General features: G+C 62.0%; 21 protein-coding genes. 13 read left to right on the top strand and 8 right to left on the bottom strand.

Going from position 1 to position 26,114, the window contains the following annotated elements:
* Positions 1-4: 4 nt before the first annotated feature.
* From ACF8R3_RS08020 to ACF8R3_RS08040, 5 genes are all read right to left on the bottom strand, one after another.
* Complete coding sequence (locus ACF8R3_RS08020; protein ID WP_058602964.1) at positions 5-1,237, bottom strand: electron transfer flavoprotein subunit alpha/FixB family protein; 1,233 nt, start codon at positions 1,235-1,237, stop codon at positions 5-7.
* Positions 1,237-3,192: a dimethylglycine demethylation protein DgcB gene (gene dgcB, locus ACF8R3_RS08025; RefSeq protein ID WP_058638092.1), complete on the bottom strand. Its 1,956-nt coding sequence runs from the start codon at positions 3,190-3,192 to the stop codon at positions 1,237-1,239. The genes ACF8R3_RS08020 and dgcB overlap by 1 nt, the downstream gene beginning before the upstream one ends.
* Positions 3,193-3,398: 206 nt before the next feature.
* The gene (gene dgcA / locus ACF8R3_RS08030) at positions 3,399-5,459 is read right to left on the bottom strand and encodes a dimethylglycine demethylation protein DgcA (protein WP_027913555.1); all 2,061 of its coding nucleotides are present in this window, start codon (positions 5,457-5,459) and stop codon (positions 3,399-3,401) included.
* Positions 5,460-5,474: 15 nt separating this feature from the next.
* Complete coding sequence (locus ACF8R3_RS08035; protein WP_013970507.1) at positions 5,475-6,005, bottom strand: DUF5943 domain-containing protein; 531 nt, start codon at positions 6,003-6,005, stop codon at positions 5,475-5,477.
* A gap of 77 nt (positions 6,006-6,082) precedes the next feature.
* Positions 6,083-7,060, bottom strand: coding sequence for a dipeptidase (locus ACF8R3_RS08040; protein ID WP_023532386.1), 978 nt, complete (start codon positions 7,058-7,060; stop codon positions 6,083-6,085).
* 285 nt (positions 7,061-7,345) lie between these two features.
* On the opposite strand from ACF8R3_RS08040, the gene ACF8R3_RS08045 reads away from it, so the two are divergent.
* The 3 genes from ACF8R3_RS08045 (at position 7,346) to ACF8R3_RS08055 (ending at position 9,191) form a co-directional block, all read left to right on the top strand.
* Positions 7,346-7,747, top strand: coding sequence for a lysozyme inhibitor LprI family protein (locus ACF8R3_RS08045; RefSeq protein WP_196185547.1), 402 nt, complete (start codon positions 7,346-7,348; stop codon positions 7,745-7,747).
* A gap of 117 nt (positions 7,748-7,864) precedes the next feature.
* Entirely contained in the window at positions 7,865-8,581 is a 717-nt protein-coding gene (locus tag ACF8R3_RS08050) for a hypothetical protein (RefSeq protein ID WP_078479264.1), read from the top strand.
* 58 nt (positions 8,582-8,639) lie between these two features.
* The gene (locus ACF8R3_RS08055; protein ID WP_058638096.1) at positions 8,640-9,191 is read left to right on the top strand and encodes a hypothetical protein; all 552 of its coding nucleotides are present in this window, start codon (positions 8,640-8,642) and stop codon (positions 9,189-9,191) included.
* Here the strand turns inward: ACF8R3_RS08055 and ACF8R3_RS08060 are convergent.
* The gene (locus ACF8R3_RS08060; RefSeq protein WP_058638097.1) at positions 9,188-10,144 is read right to left on the bottom strand and encodes a GlxA family transcriptional regulator; all 957 of its coding nucleotides are present in this window, start codon (positions 10,142-10,144) and stop codon (positions 9,188-9,190) included. The genes ACF8R3_RS08055 and ACF8R3_RS08060 overlap by 4 nt on opposite strands.
* Before the next feature lie 142 nt (positions 10,145-10,286).
* On the opposite strand from ACF8R3_RS08060, the gene choX reads away from it, so the two are divergent.
* The 5 genes from choX (at position 10,287) to ACF8R3_RS08085 (ending at position 14,264) form a co-directional block, all read left to right on the top strand.
* On the top strand, positions 10,287-11,231 hold the full coding sequence (gene choX, locus ACF8R3_RS08065; protein ID WP_058638098.1) for a choline ABC transporter substrate-binding protein: 945 nt from the start codon (positions 10,287-10,289) through the stop codon (positions 11,229-11,231).
* Between the two features lie 119 nt (positions 11,232-11,350).
* Positions 11,351-12,235: a 3-keto-5-aminohexanoate cleavage protein gene (locus tag ACF8R3_RS08070; RefSeq protein WP_058638099.1), complete on the top strand. Its 885-nt coding sequence runs from the start codon at positions 11,351-11,353 to the stop codon at positions 12,233-12,235.
* Between the two features lie 18 nt (positions 12,236-12,253).
* Positions 12,254-13,219 carry an L-carnitine dehydrogenase gene (locus ACF8R3_RS08075; RefSeq protein ID WP_196124629.1) on the top strand — a complete coding sequence of 322 codons (966 nt, stop codon included), beginning with the start codon at positions 12,254-12,256 and terminating at the stop codon, positions 13,217-13,219.
* Between the two features lie 10 nt (positions 13,220-13,229).
* Positions 13,230-13,706 carry a thioesterase family protein gene (locus ACF8R3_RS08080; RefSeq protein WP_058638101.1) on the top strand — a complete coding sequence of 159 codons (477 nt, stop codon included), beginning with the start codon at positions 13,230-13,232 and terminating at the stop codon, positions 13,704-13,706.
* A 300-nt stretch (positions 13,707-14,006) separates the two neighbouring features.
* Positions 14,007-14,264 (top strand): hypothetical protein, encoded by a 258-nt coding sequence (locus tag ACF8R3_RS08085; protein ID WP_023532364.1) that lies wholly within the window; start codon positions 14,007-14,009, stop codon positions 14,262-14,264.
* A gap of 94 nt (positions 14,265-14,358) precedes the next feature.
* On the opposite strand, the gene ACF8R3_RS08090 is transcribed toward ACF8R3_RS08085, so the two are convergent.
* Positions 14,359-15,465 carry a GlxA family transcriptional regulator gene (locus ACF8R3_RS08090; RefSeq protein WP_023532694.1) on the bottom strand — a complete coding sequence of 369 codons (1,107 nt, stop codon included), beginning with the start codon at positions 15,463-15,465 and terminating at the stop codon, positions 14,359-14,361.
* A 447-nt stretch (positions 15,466-15,912) separates the two neighbouring features.
* The gene (locus ACF8R3_RS08095) at positions 15,913-17,289 is read right to left on the bottom strand and encodes an L-serine ammonia-lyase (RefSeq protein ID WP_078479266.1); all 1,377 of its coding nucleotides are present in this window, start codon (positions 17,287-17,289) and stop codon (positions 15,913-15,915) included.
* A 440-nt stretch (positions 17,290-17,729) separates the two neighbouring features.
* On the opposite strand from ACF8R3_RS08095, the gene ACF8R3_RS08100 reads away from it, so the two are divergent.
* From ACF8R3_RS08100 to mscK, 5 genes are all read left to right on the top strand, one after another.
* Positions 17,730-18,677: a choline ABC transporter substrate-binding protein gene (locus tag ACF8R3_RS08100; protein ID WP_023532510.1), complete on the top strand. Its 948-nt coding sequence runs from the start codon at positions 17,730-17,732 to the stop codon at positions 18,675-18,677.
* An 82-nt stretch (positions 18,678-18,759) separates the two neighbouring features.
* Positions 18,760-19,608, top strand: coding sequence for a choline ABC transporter permease subunit (gene choW / locus ACF8R3_RS08105; RefSeq protein ID WP_193754990.1), 849 nt, complete (start codon positions 18,760-18,762; stop codon positions 19,606-19,608).
* Positions 19,605-20,783, top strand: coding sequence for a choline ABC transporter ATP-binding protein (choV, locus tag ACF8R3_RS08110; RefSeq protein WP_023532472.1), 1,179 nt, complete (start codon positions 19,605-19,607; stop codon positions 20,781-20,783). The genes choW and choV overlap by 4 nt, the downstream gene beginning before the upstream one ends.
* Positions 20,784-20,979: 196 nt before the next feature.
* Positions 20,980-22,722 (top strand): potassium/proton antiporter, encoded by a 1,743-nt coding sequence (locus ACF8R3_RS08115; RefSeq protein ID WP_058602953.1) that lies wholly within the window; start codon positions 20,980-20,982, stop codon positions 22,720-22,722.
* A gap of 35 nt (positions 22,723-22,757) precedes the next feature.
* Positions 22,758-26,066, top strand: coding sequence for a mechanosensitive channel MscK (gene mscK, locus ACF8R3_RS08120; RefSeq protein WP_197844110.1), 3,309 nt, complete (start codon positions 22,758-22,760; stop codon positions 26,064-26,066).
* Positions 26,067-26,114 lie beyond the last annotated feature (48 nt).

A 26,114-nucleotide genomic window follows, 5' to 3' on the forward strand; every position in this document is an offset into this window, starting at 1 on the left:
GCCCTTATGCCGCGTCACGCTGGGCGCCGTTGCGGAACTGCTCCACAGCGTCGATCAGTGCCTGAAGAATCGCCGCGCTGTCGCCAATCACCGACAGGTCGGCCCGTTTGATCATGTCGCAACCCGGATCCATGTTGATCGCCACCACTTTGTCGCACGCACCGATGCCCTGCAGGTGCTGGATCGCGCCAGAGATACCCACCGCCATGTACACCCGAGCCGTTACCCACGTACCCGTGGCGCCGACCTGGCGATCACGCGGCATGTGGCCATCATCCACCGCCACCCGCGATGCACCTTGGGTCGCGCCCAGTGCCGTGGTCGCCTTGTGGAACAAGGCCCAGTCCTTGACCCCGTTACCGCCGGATACGATGAACTCGGCTTCGGCCATGGCGATCTTGGCCGGGTCGACGGCCACCGAGCCCAGGTCCTCGATGCGCGAGATACTGCGCGCCACACTGCCGGACAACTCGACCGGTAAAGCCTCGTGACGGGTTTCGCTGACAGGCTCTGCACATTCGGCCGCAGCCAGGATCAGGCGTGGCAGCGCGCGTTGCATGTCTTGCTGGCCCGCACCGGCGCGGCCGATGCACTGCCCATCCTTGACCTGCCAGACGCGTGTTGCCGGGCGCTCGCCCAGCGCAGCACCCAGGCGTCGGCCGAGCTCGCCACCGCCGGTGCGGCTGTCTGGCAGCAGCCAGTGGCGCGGAGCGAACTGGTTGTCGACAGCGCGCAGGCCCTGCACCAACTGCTCCGGTGCATACCCTTGATACGCCTCGCCTTCGATGACCAGCAAGCGGTCCACACCTGCGCCGGCAAAGTTGGTTTCCTTGTGCTCGCCGAACACGATTGCCAGTACCGCACCGTCACTGCCCGCCAGCCCATGGGCTAGGCCCAGCAGGTCGCGGTCATGGCTACCCAGGCGCCCGCCGATCATGTCCGGTACTACGGCAATGTAGAACGCAGGCTCTGGCACCTGGTGCAGCGGCAACTGCACTTCGACCGCAGCGCTACGGCGTGCGCCACCACTGGTGCCCTGCTGGGCCCCCGAGCGGTCGATGCGCTTGAGCCCATTGGGGCCGATGAAGCCCGCTGCACTGGCGTGAGGGTTCTTGCGCACGAGGCCGTTGGGCCCCATCCAGCTGGTCTGTTGCGTCTGCATGGCTGCATGCAGCGGATGCAGGCGGTTACGGGCGATCCACTCGGCGCGAGGGTCGCGGCGGATGATGTCGCTCATCAATGCACCTCCGCAGGTTCACGTTTGGATTTCGCAGGCTTGGCAGCCGCTGGCTGGGCCTCTTCCTCGATCAGTACATCGGCCACCAGTTCGGCCAGGTCCTTGATCAGCGGCCGTGGCTCTACTACCCCTTCAAGCATGGCCGTGCACTGCGGGCAGCCCACGGCAACCACTTCGGCTTCGGTGGTGCGGATGTCGTCCATGCGCATGTCGGGAATACGCTGTTTGCCAGGGATGTCAGTGATCGGCGCACCGCCTCCCCCGCCACAGCAGCGTGAGCGAAAGCCCGAGCGCTCCATTTCGCGAACTTCGATTCCCAGCGCGCGGAGCACCTCGCGAGGCGCCTCGTACTCGCCGTTGTAGCGGCCCAGGTAGCACGGATCGTGGTAGGTGACGCTGCCGCCCTTGTGCTGCCCCAGGTTGAGTTTGTTGGCGCCAATCAGCTCGGCAATGTAGGTGCTGTGGTGCTGCACCTGGTAGTTGCCGCCCAGTGCGCCGTATTCATTCTTGAGCACATGGAAGCTGTGCGGGTCGCAGGTGACGATGCGCTGGAACTTGTACTTGGCCAGGGTCTGGATATTGCGTTTGGCCAGTTGCTGGAACGTCGCTTCGTCACCCAGGCGGCGCGCCACGTCGCCGCTGTCGCGCTCCTCCAGGCCCAGCACGGCGAAGTCCACACCCGAAGCCTTGAGTACCTTGACGAACGAACGCAGCGTGCGCTGGTTGCGCATGTCGAACGCGCCGTCGCCCACCCAGAACAGCACCTCGGTGCTCTTCACCTCCGACAGCAGCTTGAGGTTCAGGTCGGCAGCCCAGTTCATGCGGCCACCCGGTGCGAAACCACCGGGGTTGTCAGTGGCAATCAGGTTGTCGAGCACTTCGGCACCCTTGTTCGGGGTGGCGCCCTTTTCCAGGGTGAGGTGGCGGCGCATATCGACGATGGCATCGACGTGCTCGATCATCATCGGGCACTCTTCAACGCAGGCGCGGCAAGTGGTGCACGACCAAAGTGTCTCGGCATCCACCAGGCCGTTGACGATCGGCTGGTGCGGATGGCCACCATGCTCGCCAATCGGCTTGCCGGGGTAAGGGCTGCCGGCGAACTTGGCGTCAGTGCCACCGGCCAGGCCGATGACCATGTCCTGAATGAGTTTTTTCGGGTTCAACGGCTGCCCAGCGGCGAAGGCCGGGCACATGGCCTCGCACTTGCCGCATTGCACGCAGGCATCAAAGCCCAGCAGCTGGTTCCAGGTGAAGTCCACCGGCTTTTCCACGCCAAGCGGCGCACGTGGGTCTTCCAGGTCCAACGGCTTGAGGCCGGTCGAGCGGCCGCCACCGAAACGCTCGGCGCGCCGGTGCCAGGCCAGGTGCAGGGCACCGGCGAAGGCGTGCTTCATGGGCCCGCCCCAGGTCATGCCGAAGAAGAGCTCCGACACGCCCCACAGCACGCCCAGGCCCAGAATGCCGACCATCACCCAGCCGCCCGTGTTGGCCGGCAGAATACCGGCCACCGGCAAGGTGGCGATGAAGAAGCTGGCAGCAAATACCAGCAGGCTCTTGGGCAGGCGCATCCACGGGCCCTTGGACAGGCGCGAAGGCGGGTTCAGGCGGCGCTTGAAGACGAAGATGGCGCCGGTGAACATGACCACCGTGGCCAGCAGCAAGGCGTAACCCAGGACCTTGCTCTGCAGGCCGAAACCGTGCACCAGGATCGCCAGCAGCGCCGAGAGCACGAAACCACCAGCGGTGGCCACGTGGGTGTTGGACATGTACTTGTCGCGCTCGACCACATGGTGCAGGTCCACCAGGTAGCGGCGCGGCATGGCCAGCAGGCCGCCGACCAGGTCCACCTTGGAGGGCCGGCCACGGCGCCACATGTTCACACGGCGCAGCGCACCGAGCACGGCAAGCCCGAGCGCGGCGAACAGCAGGATGGGTAGAAGGGTGTTCAACATGGGAAGCTCCCACAACAGCTAGATTCTTGCGCCACCCCGAAGGCCAGCGCGGGCCCCTGTAGGGGCGGCCTGTTGCCGCGAAAGGGCTGCGAAGCGGCCCCAGCATCCGTGGTACTGATCAAATGCTGGGGCCGCTTCGCAGCCCTTTCGCGGCGCAAGGCCGCTCCTACAGGGGGGCCAGTCCCGCTTTCAGAAAGGCGGTGCGATCAGAAGTCCTTGCACAGCCGCAAGGCATCGTAGATCGCCGCATGCACGTTACGCTGGGCCACACAGTCGCCGATGCGGTACAGCAGGTAGCCTTCGCCTGGCTGGCTCAGGATCGGCTGTGGCTTGATGGCGAACAGCGCCTCCACGTCGATCTGGCCCTTGTTGCGCGAGCCGTCCTTGAGGGCGTAGTACAGCTGCTCGTCCGGACGCACGCCGTTTTCCACCACCACCTGATCGACCACCCGCTCTTCCTTGGCACCGGTGTACTCGTTCTCCAGCACAGCGACCAGCTTGTCGCCCTCGCGGTAGACTTTCTCCAGCATCATGTCCCCGGTCATGATCACTTCCTTGGGGTACATGCTGCGGTAGTAGGTCGGGAAGGTCGTACCGCCCATGGCCACACCCGGCTTGATGTCGTCGGTGACGATCTCGACCTGGCTGCCCTTGTCAGCAATGAAGTCGGCCACCGACATGCCGGTGAACTCGCAGATGGTGTCGTACACCAGCACGTTCTTGCCCGGCGCGACCTTGCCGTCGAGCACGTCCCAGCTGCTGACCACCAGCCCTTCTGCTGCACCCCAATGTTCGTTCTGCTCCAGGAACGAATGCCCGCCCACGGCCAGCACGATGATGTCCGGGCGCAGATCCTGGATGGTGTCCACATCGGCCGCAGTGCCCAGGCGCAGGTCCACCTTCAGGCGGGCCAGCTCCAATTGGTACCAGCGGGTAATGCCAGCAATCTGGTCACGTTGCGGCGCCTTGGCCGCGATGGTGATCTGGCCACCGATCTGGTCGCGTTTTTCGAACAGGGTCACATCGTGGCCACGCTCGGCGGCCACGCGCGCCGCCTCCATGCCGGCAGGGCCGGCACCGACGATGACCACCTTGCGCTTGGCGCCGGTGGTCTTCTCGATGATGTGCGGCACACCCATGTACTCACGGGAGGTCGCGGCGTTCTGGATGCACAGCACGTCCAGGCCTTGGTACTGGCGGTCGATGCAGTAGTTGGCGCCGACGCACTGCTTGATCTGGTCGATCTGGCCCATCTTGATCTTGGCGATCAGGTGCGGGTCGGCCATGTGTGCACGGGTCATGCCGACCATGTCCACATAACCACCTTCGAGAATCCGGGTAGCCTGGTTTGGGTCCTTGATGTTCTGCGCGTGCAGGACCGGGACCTTGACCACTTCCTTGATGCCAGCTGCCAAATGTAGGAACGGCTCTGGCGGGTAGCTCATGTTCGGAATGACGTTGGCCAGGGTGTTGTGGGTATCGCAACCCGAGCCCACCACACCGATGAAGTCGAGCATGCCGGTGCCATCGTAGTAGGCAGCGATCTGCTTCATGTCTTCGTGGCTGAGGCCATCGGGGTGGAACTCGTCGCCGCAGATACGCATGCCCACGCAGAAGTCGTCGCCCACTTCGGCACGCACGGCCTTGAGTACTTCCAGGCCGAACTTCATGCGGCCTTCGAAGCTGCCGCCCCACTCGTCGGTACGCTTGTTGACGCGCGGGCTCCAGAACTGGTCGATCATGTGCTGGTGCACCGCCGACAGCTCGACGCCATCGAGGCCACCTTCCTTGGCACGGCGGGCCGCCTGCGCATAGTTACCGATCACACGCCAGATCTCTTCCACCTCGATGGTCTTGCAGGTGGCGCGGTGCACCGGTTCGCGGATGCCCGAGGGCGACATCAGGGTCGGCCAGTTGAAGCCATCCCAGCGCGAACGACGACCCATGTGGGTAATCTGGATCATGATCTTGGCGCCATGCTTGTGCATGGCGTCGGCCAGGTTCTGGAAGTGCGGAATGATACGGTCGGTGGACAGGTTGACCGACGACCACCATTCCTGCGGACTGTCGATGGCCACCACGGACGAGCCGCCGCAGATGGCCAAGCCGATGCCACCCTTGGCCTTCTCTTCGTAATACTTCACATAGCGGTCGGTCGTCATGCCGCCGTCAGTGGCGTAGACCTCGGCGTGCGCGGTGCTGAGCACGCGGTTGCGGACGGTCAGTTTGCCGATCTGGATCGGCTGGAACATTGCTTCGAATGCCATGACGCTATCTCCGGCTTACAACGGCTTCGTGACGAACAGGCCATCTTCGTGGCCTTCTTCCGACCCGCCATATACCTGCTCGGCAACGGTGCGGATCGAGCTGCCGCGGGCAGCGAGGATCTGGTCCATGGCACCGGCGAACCAGCCAGTGAACATGTAGTCGACCTTGCGGCCGCACTTGCCATAGACGTAGACGAAGGCAGAGTGCTTGAGCTTGACGCTGCACGTGCCCTTGTCCAGGTCGATGTCCTGGATCTCGAACAGCCCCCAGCCGCGCTGGCTCAGGCGTTTCATGTAGTGCTCAAAGACCGCGACCCCTTCCAGGCCATGGCACTCGGCTTCCTTCTCGCACCAGTGCCACGCCGACTTGTAACCGGCCTTGTAGAGAATTTCGGCGTACTTGTCGGCGCCCAGGACCTCTTCGATGCCCATGTGGTTGTTGACGAAGAAATGGCGTGGCACGTACAGCATCGGCAAGGCGTCGCTGGTCCAGACACCGGTCTCGCTGTCGACTTCGATTGGCAATTGCGGGGCGATCTTGGCCATGGAAACTCAACTCCAGAAAAAATTTTTATTGGGTTGCCCCGGCGATGCTGGCAGGGGCTTGAAGCTTGGAGAGCGGCTTATTCGCCCCAGACGTCTTTCAACACGTTGACCCAGTTCTCGCCCATGATCTTGCGAACCACGCGCTCGGAGTGGCCACGTTTGAGCAAAGTCTCGGTGAGGTTGGGGAACTCGCCCACGGTACGAATGCCCAGTGGGTTGATGATCTTGCCGAAGTTGGTCAGGCGACGGGCGTAGCCCTTGTCGTGGGTGAGGTATTCGAAGAATTCCTTGCCGTGACCTTGGGTGAAGTCGGTACCGATGCCGATGGCATCTTCACCCACGATGTTCATGGTGTACTCGATGGCCTCGGCATAATCGTCGATGGTCGAGTCGATCCCCTTGGCCAGGAACGGTGCAAACATGGTCACGCCAACGAAACCACCGTGGTCGGCGATGAACTTCAGTTCCTCATCGGACTTGTTGCGAGGGTGCTCCTTAAGGCCCGATGGCAAGCAGTGGGAGTAGCACACCGGCTTTTTCGATTCGAGGATGACTTCCTCGGAGGTTTTGGACCCGACGTGGGACAAGTCGCACATGATGCCGACGCGGTTCATTTCGGCAACGATCTCGCGACCGAAGCCTGACAGGCCGCCGTCGCGCTCGTAGCAGCCGGTGCCCACCAGGTTCTGGGTGTTGTAGCACATCTGCACGATGCCCACGCCCAGCTGCTTGAACACCTCCACGTAACCGATCTGATCTTCGAAGGCATGGGCGTTCTGGAAGCCGAAGAGGATACCGGTCTTGCCCAGTTCCTTGGCCTTGCGAATATCGGCGGTGGTGCGCACGGGCATCACCAGGTCGCTGTTCTCGCGGATAAGCTTCTGGCTGGCGGCGATCTGGTCGACGGTGGCCTTGAAACCTTCCCAAACCGACACGGTGCAGTTGGCGGCGGTAAGGCCACCTTTGCGCATATCCTCGAACAGCTCGCGGTTCCACTTGGCGATGATCAGGCCATCGATGACGATGCTGTCGGCGTGTAATTCGGCTGGGCTCATCAGGCGTCCCCTTTTATTGAATGGGCTGGCGCCAAACCTTGTGCCGGCGCTTTGGGGCCAGCATATGCCTGTGCCCCGAGGCGCCCCGATGCAAAAACGACAGGGGGTTTGCCGAAAGCGTCAATGCGCGACAACGCGCGCTCTGGCGCGGTCTGTGGCGATGAGACACAGTCTCGATAACGACCATGGAGGGTCCTTTGATGAACAATTTGCCCAGGTGATACCGTACGCGCCGAGAGTGCGCGAGAATCGTCGGCATTCGTCAGTCGATGGAGGAAACAGCGAATGAAAGCGATGGCAGCAGTGGTACTGCTGGCGGTGGTGGCGGCAGCCCAGGCCGGTGAGGAGGAAAATACCCCATGCGATAACGTCGAGACAGAGGCGCAAGCCCATGCCTGCGCAGCGTTCAACAAGCAAGCTTCCGAACGGGAGCTAAAATCGGCCTATGACGAACTTCTCCAGCGCGTTCACGACGCGTTTGACGACAAAGGCGGCATTGCAGCAACGATGATCGAGCGCTTGAAACAGGCTCAGGGGCTATGGACGCAGCTTCGCGATGCCGATTGCAAGGCGGAAACCTTCGCCCTGCCCACCAACGGCAAGGCTTACCAGGCAGCCTGGGACACCTGCGTCGCGCAGCGCACTGATGACCGGTCCGAATACCTGCAATCGATTCTGCAACAGTAGAGTAGGACTGCCTGGTTAGGAAAAGTTTGCGGCTTATTCATCAAGCTGGCTCGTATCAAAGTGAGTGCCAAGTGCCCTTATCCAAGGCGCTTCACCCACTTAACAGGAGTCGCAGATATGACCGTGAACCTCACGAAAACCGACATGGACAGTGCCATCGCTGCCTTGAAGAAAGAAGGCGAAGAGCGGGCCGTCATGGTGGCAAACACTGTGTGCATCTTCGCACCAGACGTACCGGCCAGCGTCGCTGAAGACGTGCTGGACGGCATGCGTCTGATGAACCTGTCGGCGAACAAGAAGTTCGACAAGGAAACGCAGCAGCGCGAGTGGTACAACTTCTACAATGATGGGCTCGGCAAGTTCGGCTGGACGCTGACCGGCGCCGCCCATGTGGAAGAGGCGGTCGACAAGGACACCCATACCCTGGCAACCCTGGTGCCAGAAATCGTCTCGGTGCAGATTGGCCACAACCATCGTCTGAACCGCTGCGTCAAACGCTCTTTCGAAGTGATCGTCAAGACACCCAAGGCCCAGCAGTTGCTGGAAGAAAGCGCCGCGAGCGTTTCCGGTAAATCCAGCACCGTGCAGATTTCGACCTGCGAAATGTCGCCACAGGGGTTGCCGATCATGCACATGACCAGTGTTCAACTGAGCTACGACAAAGCCGAGAAGACTGCCGGCGCCACTGGCCGCACCCTCGACAAGTCCAATACCCGTGTGTATCGCGCCTCGCAGCAGGGTTCCTTCAGCATCCGCCACTTCAATGCCATGCGCGAAGCGGTCAGGCTGAAACTGGCCAGCCAGGCCGTCGATATTCTGGCCCTGGACATCTGAACAAGCCCTGGCGCCGCGCTGCGGCGCCAAGCTTCCCTGTTTGCCGAAGGCCTATCTAATGCCCATGGAAGTTGTCAGCCACCCTTACGAGGACCTGCAGGGCTGCCTGCGCGTGGCGCAGTTGGAAGCCAACCTTGTCCACAATCAACACCTGGACAGCCAACGCTGGTTCGAGCATTTTCTAACCAACCTGGAGCGCTACGGCGCCTTGTTATTCGAGCGGACCACCAGAACAATACCGTACGTGCCCACCGAGGCAGTTTTCGAAGACATCTTCTCAGGTTGGATCCCCGCTCCCCAAGGCAAGAATCTCAAGTTCCAACGTGTGGGCAACGACATTCTGCAGGGACTGAAGCAGCCAGACCCGGCCTTGTTGAAGATTCGATCGGCAAGCTCACACATGCTCATCGACTTCGACACTGACGAGGCGGCACGGCCCGTGGCCATCGTTCTGCACATGGCCTGCTCGACCAACCCAGATACGAGTCGAACCAAGGCGTTGCTTGAACTGGATCACTTGGGTATCCGGCTTGTCGATGAATACGCAGCGCTGTACAGAGACTGCGTAGAACGACGTCTCGAGGCGCATAGCAGCATCGATCACCTCTAATTCGGTGGAGACGACTTCACGAACTTGCGCTCTTCGCGTGGGCAGCACCCGAAGCGGCGCTTGTAACGTCGGGTAAAGTACGACGGCAGTTCAAAACCGCATGCCACGCTGACCTGGGTGATCGTCATCTGGGTCTGGCGCAGCAACTGGCGAGCCTTGTCCAGGCGCAGGCCAAGGTAAAAACCGCTGGGCGTATCGTTGAGATGCAACCTGAACAGGCGCTCCATCTGACGACGCGTGATCATCACGCGCGCGGCCAATTCTGTTGTACCAAGCGGGTGTTCGGTATGCTTTTCCATCTCTGTGATCACCTGCACCAGCTTGCGGTTGCTGATGCCATAGCGTGCAGCAATCTGCATGCGCTGATGATCTTGGCGCGGTCGAATACGGCTCAACACGAACTGCTCGGAAACTTGCACAGCGAGCTCGGCGCCATGGGCCTGGGCGATCAGATCGAGCATCAAGTCGATCGAAGCGGTCCCGCCCGCACAGGTGATGCGTTGCCGGTCAATTTCGAACAGCTCCTGGGTGGCATGCAGGCTGGGATAGTTTTCCCTGAACGCATCCAGCGCCTCCCAATGCACGGTCGCACGATGACCATCGAGCAAGCCTGCCTCGGCCAGCACCACAGCGCCGGTATCGATACCGCCTAGCATGACGCCCTCGTGAGCCAGGCGGCGCAGGCTTTGCTGAAGCTTTGGGGCGTAGCAGCCCAGGGGTTCGAAGCCTGCCACGATCAGCAATGTACTGCAGGGCGTTTGCGCGCCCAACGCTGCATCGGCATTGACTGACATGCCGTTGCTGGCGTTCACGGCGCTCCCATCCAGGCTCAATACCTGCCAGTGGTATGCCTGGGCTTTGAACCTGTTGGCCACGCGCAGGGGCTCCAGGGCACTGATGAACCCCATGGCGGAGAAACCGGGCAACAACAGAAAGTGGATGATCTGCGCCATGGCATGCTCCAGCGAACAGGTCGCCTGCGTGCAAATGTTGGTCGCCGGCGTGCGATTTTCAATAGTGCCACCAGCGTAGCGTGTTCACACGGTCCGCAGAGGCCGCCCCCATAAAAATATGCACTGCCGATGGAGAGCCACCATGCACAGCTTGATCCGCCGCAGCCTGTTGACCTTGGCCCTGACCAGCCTTGCTACCCCCTCGCTTTACGCCGCCGATGCCGCTGCTTGCAAGAATGTCCGTCTGGGCGTGGTCAACTGGACCGATGTGATCGCGACCAGCGCCATCGCCCAGGCTTTGTTCGATGGCCTGGGTTACACCACCAAGCAAACCAGCGCGTCGCAGCAGATCATCTTCGCTGGCATTCGCGACAAACGCCTGGACATGTTCCTGGGCTACTGGAACCCGATCATGACCCAGACCATCACCCCCTTCATCGATGCCGGGCAGGTCAAAGTCATGGACAAGGCCAGCCTCGAAGATGCCCGGGCCACCTTGGCAGTGCCCAAATACCTGGCCGACAAGGGGCTGCGCACCTTCGCCGACATCCATAAATTCGAGAAGGAGCTTGGAGGCAAGCTCTATGGCATCGAGCCGGGTTCGGGCGCCAACACCCAAATCAAGGCCATGATTGCCAAGAACCAGTTCGGCCTGGGCAAATTCCAGCTGGTCGAGTCCAGCGAAGCGGGCATGCTGGCCGCCGTGGACCGGGCAGTACGGCGCAAGGAAGCCGTGGTGTTCTTCGGCTGGACCCCACACCCCATGAACGTGAACATCGACATGGTGTACCTCGGGGACAGCCAGGACGCGCTCGGCCCGGACGAAGGCCGCGCGACGGTGTGGACCGTCACCGCACCCGATTATGCAGCGCGCTGCCCCAATGCCAACCGCCTGCTGGCCAACCTGAGTTTCAGCGCCGAAGACGAGAGCCGCATGATGCAGCCATTGCTCGATCACAAGGACCCGCTGGAATCGGCGCGCCAATGGCTCAAGGACCACCCCGAGGACAAGGCCCGCTGGCTTGAGGGTGTAACCACCTTCGATGGCAAACCGGCCGCCGACAATCTCAAGCTTACCGCCAACTGAAACCGCCCCATCACCGACAAACCAGCCCCTACAGATCCACGGACACCAAGGTTCGTCCAGAACCTTGCAGGGGTCGGCTTGCCGGCGAAAAGCCCACAACAGATCGCACAGGATCCCCCATGAACCACGACGTCATCATTACGTGCGCCCTGACCGGCGCCGGCGACACTGCCTCAAAAAGCCATCTGGTCCCCGTCACGCCGAAGCAGATCGCTGCAGCGGCCGTGGAAGCCGCCAAGGCCGGCGCCACAGTGGTCCACTGCCACGTACGCGACCCGCAGACGGGGCGCTTCAGCCGTGATGTCGCCCTGTATCGCGAAGTCATGGAGCGCATTCGCGAAGCCGACGTGGACATCATCGTCAACCTCACTGCCGGCATGGGCGGCGACCTGGAAATCGGGCCCGATGAAAACCCCATGGCATTCGGGCAGGGCACTGACCTGATCGGCCCGCTCGAACGCCTGGCCCACGTCGAGGCGTTATTACCGGAAATCTGCACCCTGGACTGCGGCACCCTCAATTTCGGTGACGGCAATTCCATCTACGTTTCCACGCCCGCGCAACTACGCGCCGGTGCCCGGCGCATTACGGAGCTGGGGGTCAAGGCAGAGCTGGAAATTTTCGATACCGGCCACCTGTGGTTCGCCAAGCAAATGATGAAGGAAGGGCTGCTCGACAACCCCTTGTTCCAGCTGTGCCTGGGAATACCGTGGGGCGCACCGGCTGACACCACCACCATGAAAGCTATGGTCGATAACCTGCCCGCCGATGTCACCTGGGCCGGCTTTGGCATCGGCCGCATGCAGATGCCCATGGCCGCGCAGGCCGTGTTGCTCGGCGGTAACGTGCGAGTCGGCCTGGAAGACAACCTGTACCTGGACCGTGGCGTACTGGCGAGCAACGGCCAGTTGGTCGAGCGCGCGGTAGAGATCATTTCGCGCCTGGGTGCCCGTGTCCTGAGCCCCGCAGAAGGCCGGGCAAAGATGAACCTGAACCGTCGCTGATCGCTTCTGGAGACCTGCATGACCTTCATCACTGACATCAAGACATTTGCCGCGTTGGGCAGCGGCGTGATCGGCAGCGGCTGGGTTGCACGCGCCCTCGCCCATGGCCTGGACGTGATCGCCTGGGACCCGGCGCCAGGCGCCGAACAGGCCCTGCGCAAACGCATCGCCAACGCCTGGCCTGCCTTGGAGAAACAGGGCCTTGCGCCAGGCGCATCGCAAGCTCGCCTGACCTTTGTCGATACCGTTGAAACGTGCGTGCGCGAGGCTGATTTCATCCAGGAAAGCGCGCCTGAGCGGCTGGACCTGAAGCTCGATTTGCATGCACGGATCAGCGCCGCTGCCAAACCCGATGCAATTATTGCCAGCAGCACGTCGGGCTTGTTGCCCAGCGAGTTCTACGCCTCGGCCGTTCACCCTGAGCGCTGTGTGGTAGGCCATCCTTTCAACCCGGTGTACCTGCTGCCATTGGTCGAGATCGTCGGCGGCAAGCAGACTGCGCCGCAGGCCATCGAGGCGGCCAGCACTGTTTATACCGCCCTTGGCATGCGGCCACTGCACGTACGCAAGGAAGTCCCCGGTTTCATCGCCGACCGGTTACTCGAAGCGCTGTGGCGCGAGGCGCTGCACCTGGTCAACGACGGGGTCGCCACCACGGGTGAAATCGACGACGCCATCCGTTTTGGCGCGGGCCTGCGCTGGTCGTTCATGGGCACCTTCCTGACCTACACCCTGGCCGGTGGCGATGCCGGCATGCGTCACTTCATGTCGCAATTCGGGCCGGCACTGAAGCTGCCGTGGACCTACCTGCCGGCGCCTGAGCTGACCGACAAACTGATCGACGATGTGGTGGAGGGTACGTCGCAGCAACTGGGTGATCGCAGCATCGCCGCGCTGGAACGCTACCGGGATGACACGCTGCTGGCGGTGCTGGAAGCGGTGACCACCAGCAAGGCCAACCATGGCATGTCGTTCAGCGACTGAGGAGAGCACGATGCCTGCATTGATCACCTACCGGACCCAAGTGCTGGAAGACTGGGTCGATTACAACGGTCACCTGCGTGATGCGTTCTACCTGCTGATATTCAGCTACGCCACCGACGCGCTGATGGAGCGCATTGGGCTGGATGCCGAAAGCCGTGGGCAGGGTGGCAACTCTCTGTTCACGCTCGAGGCGCACATCAACTACTTGCACGAGGTAAAGCTCGGCACCGAGGTGTGGGTGCAGACGCACATCGTCGGTTTTGACCGCAAGCGCCTGCATGTCTACCACAGCCTGCACCGCGCGGGGTTTGGAGATCCATTGGCGGCGAGCGAACAGATGCTGCTGCATGTGGACCTCGCGGGGCCGAAATCCGCACCCTTCAGTCAGCGCAGCAGCGCTGCCCTGGCCGCCACCCTCAATGCTCAGGGGCCTGTACCGGCCAACGCCTATACCGGGCGGGTGATCCGCCTTCCAGCGAACGGCTAGGGTCTTGCGAGCGATTGAAAATGGATAGGTGATCTGCAAAAAAATAACCCCGGAAAGCCGTGAGCATCCGGGGCCAAGAGCGAGCAACATCCACTGTGCACGAGTGAGGGTGACCAAACCCTCCGTAGCGGTAGATGACTAGAGTGTGCGCAGTTCCTGGGCAGCGGATTTAGCCGGAAACGACCTGTTCATAGCCAAAGCGGCCACTCTGCCCTTTCGAGGTTGCGAGCATGACGGCGGCGCCACAGAATCGGTCGTGATCACTGCAGCACTCTCTATGCGATAAAAGGGACAACAGCCATGATGCATGCCGATTTGATTGATCAAGACGACCTGGCGGGCCACCTGCGGGCACGCGGGTTCGACATTCCGGCCGGTGCCAGCGCCGAGCAGGCGTGTGAGGCCGTAGTACGCGGGCTCACCGAACCGAATGCGCGGGCGCTCAAGGGGATGGTCGAGCAGATGTACGCGGGCAGCGCCACCCTGTTACCGGCCGTGCGGCAGGCGATTGATAAACAGCTGCTGCCAGCCTTGGCGCAATTCAACAAGCGCGCCTGAGCGATTGCTCCGATGCCGGCGTGATCGTCGGCAAGCCGGCCCCTAGAGGGGCCGCGCGATGCCGGCGAACGGGCTGCAGCGCAGCCCTGAACCCTTAGAGCCTTACACTGGCAAACGTTGACTCATTACGCGCCTGGCTCAATGCCGCCATCGGACCACTGTGGGGCGACAGGGTGATGGCCTGTGGAATCGGCATCATCGCCACCTGCTGGGTGGTATTGGAGCCAACACGCTCGTCGCGCGGTGGAATGCCGAAGTATTCGCGGTAGCACTTGGAGAAGTGCGGCGTGGACACGAAGCCGCAGACCGAAGCCACCTCGATGATCGACATCGGCGTCTGCTTGAGCAACTGACGTGCGCGTATCAGCCGCAGCTTGAGGTAATAGCGCGAAGGCGAGCAGTGCAGATACTTCTGGAACAGCCGCTCCAGCTGCCGACGCGACACGGATACGTAGACGGCGAGTTCGTCCAGGTCGATCGGCTCCTCGAGGTTGGCTTCCATCAGGGCGACGATTTCCTGCAGTTTCGGCTGATTGGTGCCCAGCATGTGCTTGAGCGGTACGCGCTGGTGATCCTGCTCGTTACGGATGCGCTCGTAGACGAACATCTCGGAAATGGCCGCCGACAATTCCCGACCATGATCGCGGCTGATCAAGTGCAGCATCATGTCCAACGGCGCGGTGCCGCCAGAGCTGGTAAAGCGGTTGCGGTCGAGCGTGAACAGGCGCGTGCTCATGTTGACCCGTGGGTAGGCCTCTTGCATGGCCGCCAGGCATTCCCAGTGCACGCTGCAATCGAAGCCGTCGAGCAGGCCGGCACAGGCCAGCGCCCAGCTGCCGGTGCACACCGCCCCAAGGCGGCGCGACTGGCGAGCCTGGGCTTGCAGCCAGGTCACGTGCTCACGCGTCACGGTGCGCTGGATACCCACACCGCCACAGACGATGACCGTGTCCATGGGGGGCGCGCTGTGCATGGCGGCATCGGGTGTGATCTGCAAGCCGTCGCTGGCCCAGACCTGGCCGCCATCGACGGTCAGGGTATGCCAGCGGTACAGCTCGCGGCCGGACAGCTGGTTGGCCATGCGCAGGGGCTCGACCGCCGACGCCAGAGAAATGAGGGTGAAGTTGTCCAGGAGAAGAAACCCGATGGACTGGGGGGTTGTGCGGTTCTGGGTTGGGTTCCCGGAGGTGTACGACGTCATCGCGATTTCTCCTCACACAAATGCAGGGCGTGCCTCAGGCGGACACTGATTTCTTGTTATTGCCCCGGGGTCGTCCACGGGGCTTGGTTGTCTATCACTACGCAAACGCCGTGCCTGAAATTGAACAGCTATCCGAAAAAACCTGAAAACGACCTACTCCGTCGTCAAAATCAGGACTTTCCTACAAGTCTGTTACAGCCCTCAAACAGGCGTTCTAGGCGGCATGCGTGTCACCCCTGAGCACTTTGGTGACACGCATTACCCAAGTTGCCCAGAAACGACACTCTTGAGTGTCACCGACAACGCCTGCACCGATCGCGACATCCGACTGACGGTAGGCATCGTCTTGCACGTTTTAAGGTCACGAGGTGGTGCTTTGCACCGTTATGATGAGCGTGGTGCCAGCGCCGATCGCTCGACGATGACACCGCAGGTCGAAGAAGTGCATCAGCACTCGATGGCGCTGACGGCAAGGCCGCCGCGCGAGGTTTCCTTGTACTTGTCGTGCATGTCGGCACCTGTATCACGCATGGTGCGGATCACCTGGTCGAGGGAGATGAAATGCTCGCCATCACCACGCAACGCCATCTGCACAGCGTTGATGGCTTTCACTGCAGCAATTGCATTGCGCTCGATGCAGGGCACCTGCACCAGTCCGCCTACCGGGTCGCACGTCAGGCCCAAATTGTGTTCCAGGGCAATCTCGGCTGCGTTTTCAACCTGGGGCGGGGTAGCGCCCAGTACCTGAGCAAGTCCTGCAGCGGCCATGGCGCAGGCCGAGCCCACCTCACCCTGACAGCCCACCTCGGCCCCTGAGATCGAGGCGTTCTTCTTGCACAGGATGCCCACGGCGGCGGCCGCCAAGAAGAAATCCACCACGCTGGACTCGTCCACCTCGTCACTAAAGCGCATGTAGTAGTGAAGCACCGCCGGAATGATGCCGGCCGCGCCATTGGTAGGCGCGGTGACCATGCGCCCGCCTGCGGCGTTTTCCTCGTTCACGGCCAAGGCGAACAGGTTGACCCACTCCATGGCGCTCATGGTCGAGCCGATCACGTTGGGCTTGCCGATTTCCTGCAGGCTGCGGTGCAGCTTGGCAGCACGACGACGGACATTCAGCCCGCCCGGCAGCGTGCCTTCGTACTTGAGCCCATTGTTGACGCACTCCTGCATGGCATCCCAAAGCGTGTGCAGGCCGGCCCGAATTTCTGCCTCGCTGCGCCAGACCCGTTCATTGGCCATCATCAATTGCGACACACTCAGGTCGTTTTGCTTGCACAGGCGCAACAGCTCGGCCGCGCTGTTGAAATCGTACGGCAGCACGGTCTGGTCGGCGTCCAGCACGCCACTGGCGGCCTGGGCGGCATCGACCACGAAGCCACCGCCGACTGAGTAGTAGGTATCTCGGTGAATTTCGCCCTGCTCGCCTTCTGCCACAAGGGTCATGGCGTTCGGGTGGTAAGGCAGGTTCTCGTCAAGCAGCAGCATGTCACGGGCCCAGATGAAATCGATGGGCAGGCGGTTATCGAGTTTGAGCACTTGGGTTTCGCGCAGGTCGGCGATACGCGGGACAATCTGGGTAGGGTCGATGGCGTCTGGCCATTCGCCCATCAGCCCCATGATGGTGGCGTTGTCGGTTCCATGGCCGATACCGGTAGCCGACAGCGAGCCATACAGGCGCACCTCGATCCGCTTAACCTGTTCCAGCTCGCCGCGCTCGCGCAGCCCCTGGACAAACAGGGCACCGGCGCGCATGGGGCCGACGGTATGCGAGCTGGAAGGCCCGACACCGATCTTGAACAGGTCGAACACGCTGATGGCCATTGTCGAATCACCTCTTGCTGGGCTTGTCTGTACGCGCAATGCGCAGGGCGGGGCAGCTGCTAGGCTGGACTGCAGGCCGCCTTCAATGCACGCATCATCGGGCTTTTGCCACCCTGCTCGCCGTCTGCAACCGACGTAGTCTTGTCCAGCCGCGCCGCCTGTTTTGCAGGCTCAGTGCGCCGCTTTCCGGTGCCTTGGTGACGCAAAAAAGCGGCAGGATGGGTAGAAGAATCCATAAGCGACATTGCCCATACTGGATGCGACCCGTTGCGTACTGGATACGACTCCACCAGTAGGCGATTGCCCGGCGCTGGAGGATTATCGAAAGCGACTCGTAAAGCACGGCCACGCAACCTGCCCTCTGCAGGCCTGATCGATCGGACCCTCAGAACGTCCGACGAACCACGCGAACCCGAAGACAAAATCACAGGAGTCCACCCATGAAAGGTTCACCCTCGCTGTTGCTGGTCGCGTTGCTGTCCGCACCGGTACTGGCCCAGGCCGCAGAACCCGAGCAGTGCCAGACGGTGCGGTTTTCGGATGTCGGCTGGACCGACATCACGGTAACCACGGCCACCACCAGCGCTGTGCTCGACGCCCTGGGCTACAAGACGCACACCACCATGATCTCGGTGCCGGTGACCTACAAGTCGCTGGCGGCCGGCAAGGACCTGGACGTGTTTCTCGGCAACTGGATGCCGACCATGGAGAACGACATCAAGCAGTACCGCGACGCCGGTACGGTCGAAACCCTGCGCGCCAACCTGGAAAACGCCAAGTATACGCTCGCAGTACCGCAAGCCCTGTACGACAAGGGCTTGAAGGATTTCAGCGACATTCCCAAGTTCAAGGATGAGCTAGGCGGCAAGATCTACGGAATCGAGCCGGGCAACGATGGCAACCGCACCATCCAGAGCATGATCGACAAGAACGCCTTCGGCCTGAAGGACGCCGGCTTCAAGATTGTCCAGTCCAGCGAGGCCGGCATGCTTTCCCAGGTGGACCGCTCGCAGAAACGTGGCGAGGCCATCGTGTTCCTGGGATGGGAGCCGCACCCGATGAACACCCGGTTCAAGATGCAGTACCTGACCGGTGGCGATGAGTTCTTCGGCCCCGATTTCGGCAAGGCGACGGTGTACACCAATACCCGCAAGGGGTATGCGCAGGAATGCAGCAACGTCGGCCAACTGTTGAAGAACCTGTCGTTCGAGCTCAAGGACGAAAGCACCATGATGGGCTATGTCCTGGACGACAAGATGAAGCCTGACGCCGCTGCGCGGAAATGGCTCAAGGACAATCCCGGCAAGCTGGACACCTGGCTGGCAGGCGTGACCACTGTGGATGGCAAACCTGGCCTGGAGGCGGCCAAGGCCAAGCTGACGCAATAACCGAACTACGCAGTAGCGCTACCTCGGGGCAGGACCGTGCCCGCCCCGGGTTGATTTCAATCTACGCAGGTGGAAGCTCGCTATCATGCTTATCGATCAGAAAATACCCCTGGGCCAATACATGTCCTCGTTCGTCGAGTGGCTGACCCAGCACGGCGCGAATTATTTCGACGCCATCGCCCAAGGCCTGGAGTTCATGATCCATGGCGTCACCAGTACCCTGACCTGGTTCAACCCGCTCGTGCTCATCGCCCTGTTCGCTGCACTGGCGCACTTGATCCAGCGCAAGTGGGCATTGACCGCCTTCGTCGGATTGTCCTTCCTGCTGATCCTCAACCTGGGCTACTGGCAGGAAACCATGGAAACCCTGGCCCAGGTCAGCTTCGCCACCGTGGTCTGCGTGGCTATCGGCGTGCCGCTGGGTATCGTCGCCGCACACAAGCCGATGTTCTACACCGCCATGCGGCCGGTGCTCGACCTGATGCAGACGGTCCCCACCTTCGTCTACCTGATCCCTACCCTTACCCTGTTCGGCCTGGGCGTGGTGCCTGGGTTGATCTCGACGGTCGTGTTCGCCATCGCCGCCCCCATCCGCCTGACCTACCTGGGCATCTGCGATGTACCCCAGGAACTGATGGACGCCGGCAAGGCCTTTGGCTGCTCGCGCCGTCAACTGCTCACCCGTATCGAACTGCCCCATGCGATGCCGAGCATCGCCGCAGGCGTCACCCAATGCATCATGCTGTCGCTGTCGATGGTGGTGATCGCCGCCCTGGTGGGCGCCGACGGCCTGGGCAAACCTGTGGTCAACGCACTGAACACCGCCGATATTTCCCTGGGCTTCGAAGCGGGCCTGGCAATCGTGCTGCTGGCGATCATGCTCGACCGTATCTGCAAGCAACCGGAGCTGCCGGCCAGGAGTGAAGCATGAGTATCATTCGATTCGAAGACGTCGACGTCATCTTCTCCAACAAGCCACGCGAAGCGCTGTCGTTGCTGGACCAGGGCAAGACCCGCGAAGAAATTCTCAAGCAGACCGGCCTTGTGGTCGGCGTAGAAAAAGCCAACCTGGACATCCAGAAAGGCGAGATCTGCGTGCTCATGGGCCTTTCCGGTTCGGGCAAGTCCAGCCTGCTGCGCTGTATCAACGGGCTGAACACCGTGAGCCGCGGCAAGCTGTTCGTGGAGCACGAAGGCAAGCACATCGATATCGCCCACTGCACCCCGGCTGAACTGAAGATGATGCGCACCAAGCGTATCGCCATGGTGTTCCAGAAGTTCGCCCTGATGCCTTGGCTCACGGTGCGCGAGAACATCAGCTTCGGCCTGGAAATGCAGGGCCGCCCCGAGAAGGAACGGCGCAAGCTGGTCGACGAAAAACTCGAACTGGTAGGCCTGGCCCAGTGGCGCAACAAGAAGCCCGATGAATTGTCCGGCGGCATGCAACAGCGCGTAGGCCTGGCACGTGCGCTGGCCATGGACGCCGACATCCTGCTGATGGACGAACCGTTCTCGGCCCTGGACCCTTTGATCCGCCAAGGCCTTCAGGACGAATTGCTGACCCTGCAGAGCCAGCTGAACAAGACCATCGTCTTCGTCAGCCACGACCTGGACGAGGCGCTCAAGCTGGGCAGCCGGATCGCGATCATGAAGGACGGACGGATCATCCAGTACAGCAAGCCCGAGGAAATCGTGCTGAACCCGGCCGATGAATACGTGCGCACCTTCGTGGCCCATACCAACCCGCTGAACGTGCTGTGCGGACGCAGCCTGATGCGCTCGCTGGACAACTGCAAGCGCGTCAACGGTTCGGTCTGCCTGGACCCCGGCGGCGACTCGTGGCTGGACCTGGGTGAAGGCAATTCGATCAAGCGTGCGCGGCAAGGCCAGAATGGCCTGGAGATGCAGAACTGGGCGCCTGGGCAGGCAGTGGAAGGCCTGAGCCGCAGGCCAACCCTGGTGCATGCCGACATCGGCATGCGTGAGGCCCTGCAGATTCGCTACCAGACCGGCAACAAGCTGGTGCTGCAGGAAAACGACAAAGTCGTGGGCATTCTGGGAGACACCGAGCTGTATCACGCGCTGCTGGGCAAGAACCACGGTTGATTGCACGAGGGCCGCACTCGCGGCCCTCTTCTTTGAGGAGAGCGGTTCGCGCTGCGGGCTGGCTTGCCTACATCTTCAGAAACGCTTTACAGGCTGCCAATTCATCAGGTTAGAATCGGTTGGCACGCGACCTGCTAGCAAACATCGAATACGCGCTACCACGTCTTCCCTCCTCGTTGTCCCGGAGTACCTGCCTTTGGATGCCAGTACCATCAATAGCCTGTTCCTGATCGGCGCATTGCTGGTAGGGGCAAGCATCCTGGTCAGTTCGCTGTCGTCGCGGCTCGGCATCCCGATTCTGGTCATTATCCTGGCCGTCGGCATGATCGCTGGCGTGGACGGGGGTGGCATCATTTTCAACAACTACCCGACCGCCTACTTGGTGGGCAACCTCGCGCTTGCCGTGATCCTGCTCGACGGTGGTCTGCGCACGCGGGTAGCAAGCTTCCGGGTTGCCTTGTGGCCGGCGCTTTCGCTGGCAACGGTCGGGGTCATGATCACCACGGCGCTGACCGGCATGGTGGCGGCCTGGTTGTTCGACCTGAGCCTGATCCAGGGCCTGCTGATTGGCGCCATCGTGGGCTCCACCGATGCCGCGGCGGTCTTTTCACTGCTGGGCGGTAAAGGCCTGAACGAACGGGTCACCGCCACGCTGGAAATCGAATCGGGTAGCAACGACCCGATGGCGGTGTTCCTCACCGTGACCCTCATCGACATGATCGCCAGCGGCCAGACCGGGCTGCACTGGAGCCTGCTGGGCCACCTGCTGCGCGAGTTCGGCATCGGCGGGCTGCTGGGGCTGGGCGGCGGCTGGGTGATGCTGCAGCTGGTCAACCGCATCAACCTGGCAGGCGGCCTGTACCCGATTCTGGTCGTGGCCGGTGGCCTGGTGGTCTTCTCGCTGACCAACGCCCTGCATGGCAGTGGTTTCCTGGCGGTCTACCTGTGCGGGCTGGTGCTGGGCAACAAGCCGATCCGCAGCCGCCACGGCATTCTGCACATGCTCGACGGCATGGCGTGGCTGGCCCAGATCGGGATGTTCTTGGTGCTGGGCCTGTTGGTGACGCCTCACGATCTGCTGCCTATCGCCCTGCCGGCACTGGGCCTTGCCCTGTGGATGATTCTGGTCGCACGCCCCTTGTCGGTGGTCGCCGCACTGCTCCCCTTCAAGGCGTTCCACGACCGCGAGAAGGCCTTCATTTCCTGGGTGGGCCTGCGCGGCGCCGTGCCCATCATCCTGGCGGTATTCCCGTTGATGGCCGGCCTGCCAGACGCTCAGCTGTTCTTCAACTTGGCGTTCTTCATCGTCCTGGTTTCGCTGCTGGTGCAGGGCACCAGCCTGCCCTGGATGGCCAAACTGCTCAAGGTGACGGTCCCGCCAGACCCGGCGCCCATTTCACGCTCGGCACTGGAAGTGCACATCACCAGCGAATGGGAGATGTTCGTCTATCGCCTGGGTGCCGAAAAGTGGTGCATTGGCGCAGCGCTGAGGGAGCTGAAGATGCCAGAGGGCACGCGCATCGCCGCGCTGTTCCGTGGCGAACAATTGCTACACCCTTCGGGCAGTACGGTGCTGGAAGTGGACGACATGCTGTGCGTGATCGGGCATGAGCACAACCTGCCTGCACTGGGCAAACTCTTCAGCCAGGCACCCCAGCGCGGGCTGGACCTGCGCTTCTTCGGCGACTTCGTGCTCGAAGGCGATGCCGAACTCGGCGCCGTGGCATCGCTCTACGGTCTCAACGTCGACAGCCAGGATGCCCACATGCCGCTGGCGCAGTTCATCCGACAGAAGGTCGGAGGCGCGCCAGTGGTAGGCGACCAGGTCGAATGGCATGGCACGATCTGGACCGTGGCGACCATGGACGGGAACAAGATTCAGAAAGTGGGCGTCAGATTCCCCGAAGGATCGCGACCAGGACCAGGATTGTTCCTCTAAACTTCGTTTCTGCCTGATCCACAAGTAGTCTGCCTATGTCCTTTCGCCTGCACCTTCGCACAGCCCTGCTCGGGCTGTGCCTTTGCCTTCCCCTGGCGGTCGCCGCCGCTGAAGCCCCCACCACCGCCAGCGTCCAGGAAAGCCTCGACAAGATCGCCGAGCGCAAGCTGCCCGAAGCCGATCAGAAGGCCCTGCAGCAAGTGCTCGAGCAGACCCTCGGCCTGCTGGCCAGCAAGGAAGACAACGAACGCAAGCTGGCTGCCCTCAAGCAGCAACTGGCCAGCGCGCCCAAGGAAACCAGCGACAGCCAGAAAGAGCTGGCAAGGCTCAAGCAGAGTTCGGTGCAGTCGGTGGCCCAGCGCTACGCAAACCTAGGCGTGCCGCAGCTCGAGCAGATGCTCAGTGAGCGCACTACCCAGCAAGGCGAGCTGCAAAAAGCGCTGGCCGAAGCCAACAGCCTGATCATCAATTCGCAGACCCGTCCCGAACGGGCCCAGTCCGAGATCAGCAGCAGCCAGGCGCGGGCCCAGCAAATCAACAGCATCCTCAAAAGCGGCAAGGACGCGGGCAAGCCTGTCAGCCCCGACCTGCGCAACCAGCTCAACGCCGAACTGGCCTCGCTCAACGCCCTTACCCAGTTGCGCCGCCAGGAGCTGGCTGGAAACAGTGTGCTGCAGGATCTGGGCAATGCCCGCCACGACCTGCTGATCGAGCGCACAGCACGCCTGGAACAGGAAATCCAGGACCTGCAGACTCTGATCAATGACAAACGCCTGGCCCAGTCCCAGGAAACTGTCACGCAGCAGTCGATCGAAGCCCAGAAAGCCGGCGGCAGCAGCCTGCTGGCCACCGAAAGCGCAGCCAACCTCAAGCTGTCCGACTACCTGCTCAGAAGCACCGACCGGCTCAACGAACTGACCCAGCAGAATCTGCGGACCAAGCAGCAGCTCGACACCTTGACCCAGGCCGACCAGGCGCTGGACGAGCAGATCAGCGTGCTCAAGGGCAGCCTGCTGCTGTCCAAGATCCTCTACAAACAGAAACAGACCCTGCCGCATCTCAAGCTCGACCGTGACCTGGCTGACCAGATCGCCGACACACGCCTGTACCAGTTCGAGGTCAATCAGCAGCGCGAGCAGATGAGCAGCCCGGTCAGCTACGTGGACAAACTGCTGGCAGCCCAGCCCCCTGAAACCGTCACCCCCCAGTTGCGCAAGGCATTGCTGGAAGTGGCCATCACCCGCAGCGACTTGCTCGAACGCCTGAACCGGGAGCTGTCGGCCCTGCTCAACGAATCCATTACCTTGCAGCTGAACCAGAAGCAGCTGCTGGGCACTGCCCAAAGCCTGCGTACCACGCTGGACGAGCAGATGTTCTGGATACCCAGCAACAAGCCATTGGACTGGGACTGGCTGGCCTATGTGCCGCAACGCCTGGCTGACCAGGTGGCGGACCTGCCATGGGGCTCGGGCCTCAAGGAGCTGGCTGACGGGTTGAGTCAGCGCCCGTTGCTGTTCCTGCCGCTGTTGCTGGTGATCGGCGCGTTGCTGTGGCGTCGCAAGTACCTGTACCAGCGCCTGGGCAAGGTGCACCAGGACATCGGCCATTTCCGCCGCGACAGCCAATGGCACACCCCTCAGGCGATCTTGATCAACATCCTGCTGGCGATGCCGGTGAGCCTGGGTCTTGCGCTGTGCAGCTATGCCTTGCAGATCGACGCCCGCGGGCAGAACGCCAACCTTGGCGCGGCGCTGTGGCAACTGGCCCAGGCCTGGCTGGTGTTCTATACGGCCTACCGCATTCTCTCGCCTGGCGGGGTGGCCGAGATTCACTTCCGCTGGTACAAGCCGCAAGTGGAGTTCCTGCGCGGCTGGGTCCGGCGTCTTGGCACCGTGGTGCTGGCACTGGTAGGGGTAGTGGCGGTAGCCGAACACCAGCCCTCGGCGCTGGCCGATGACGTTCTGGGGATTGGCGTGGTACTGACTTGCTACGCATTGATGGCCTGGTTGCTCAGCCGCCTGTTGCTGAGCAGCCCTGCCCACCGCGACACCTCGCTGTTTCGCAAGGCAGTGGGTGTGGCGTTCACGGCCTTGCCCATCGCCCTGTTCATCGCCGTGTGCTTCGGCTACTACTACACGGCGCTGAAACTCACCGACCGCCTGATCTACACCCTCTACCTGCTGCTGTTCTGGCTGGTGATCGAGGCGGCATTCGTGCGCGGGCTGTCCGTGGCCGCCCGACGCCTGGCCTACCAGCGCGCGCTCAGCAAGCGGGCTGCGGCCAAGGAAGGGCTCGATGGTGAAGTCGTCGTCGAAGAACCGACGCTGGATATCGAACAGGTCAACCAGCAGTCCCTGCGCCTGATCCGCCTGGCCTTGCTCGGCGGTTTCATCGCCGGCCTGTACTGGGTGTGGTCGGACCTGCTCTCGGTGTTCGCCTACCTCAACAACTTCGTGCTGTACGAATACACCAGCGGTACAGGCGCTGCGGCGAGCATGGTCCCCATCAGCCTCGGTGACCTGCTCGGCGCACTGGTGATCGTGGGCATCACCTTCGCCCTGGCCGGCAACTTGCCCGGCCTGCTGGAGGTGCTGGTACTGTCGCGGCTGAACCTGGCCCAAGGCAGCGCCTACGCCACCACCACGCTGCTGTCCTACACCATCGTCGGCGTCGGCATCGTCAGCACCCTCTCCACCCTGGGGGTCAGCTGGGACAAGCTGCAGTGGCTGGTCGCCGCGCTGTCGGTAGGCCTGGGTTTCGGCATGCAGGAAATCTTCGCCAACTTCATTTCGGGCATCATGATCCTGTTCGAACGCCCGGTGCGTATCGGTGACACCATCACCATCGGCAACTTGTCGGGCACGGTGAGCAAGATCCGCATCCGCGCCACCACCATCACCGACTTCGACCGCAAGGACATCATTGTCCCCAACAAGACGTTCATCACCGGGCAACTGATCAACTGGTCGCTCACCGATACCGTCACCCGCGTGACCCTGAAGCTGGGCATCGACTACGGCTCGGACCTGGACCTGGTGCGCGACCTGCTGCTCAAGGGTGCACATGAGAACCCCCGGGTACTCAAGGACCCCGAACCCCTGGTGTACTTCCTGCAATTCGGGGAAAGCTCGCTGGACCACGAACTGCGCATGCATGTCCGTGACCTGGGCGATCGCAACCCGACGCTGGACGAGATCAATCGCTATATCAACCGGGAATTCAAGGCGCACGACATCAAGATCTCCGTACGCCAGGTCGAAGTCTTCCTGATGGACCCCAAAGCCGGCAAACAACAGTTGATACCGATGGACTCGCCAAAATCCGATGGCACTCCATCGGTGTGATTGGACTCCATAGGGCAGATACGCCCTTTCCACCCGCGAAGGCCTGGT

Origin of the sequence: Pseudomonas sp. FYR_7, from assembly GCF_043106155.1 — a bacterium.
Classification (GTDB): Bacteria; Pseudomonadota; Gammaproteobacteria; order Pseudomonadales; family Pseudomonadaceae; genus Aquipseudomonas; species Aquipseudomonas parafulva_B.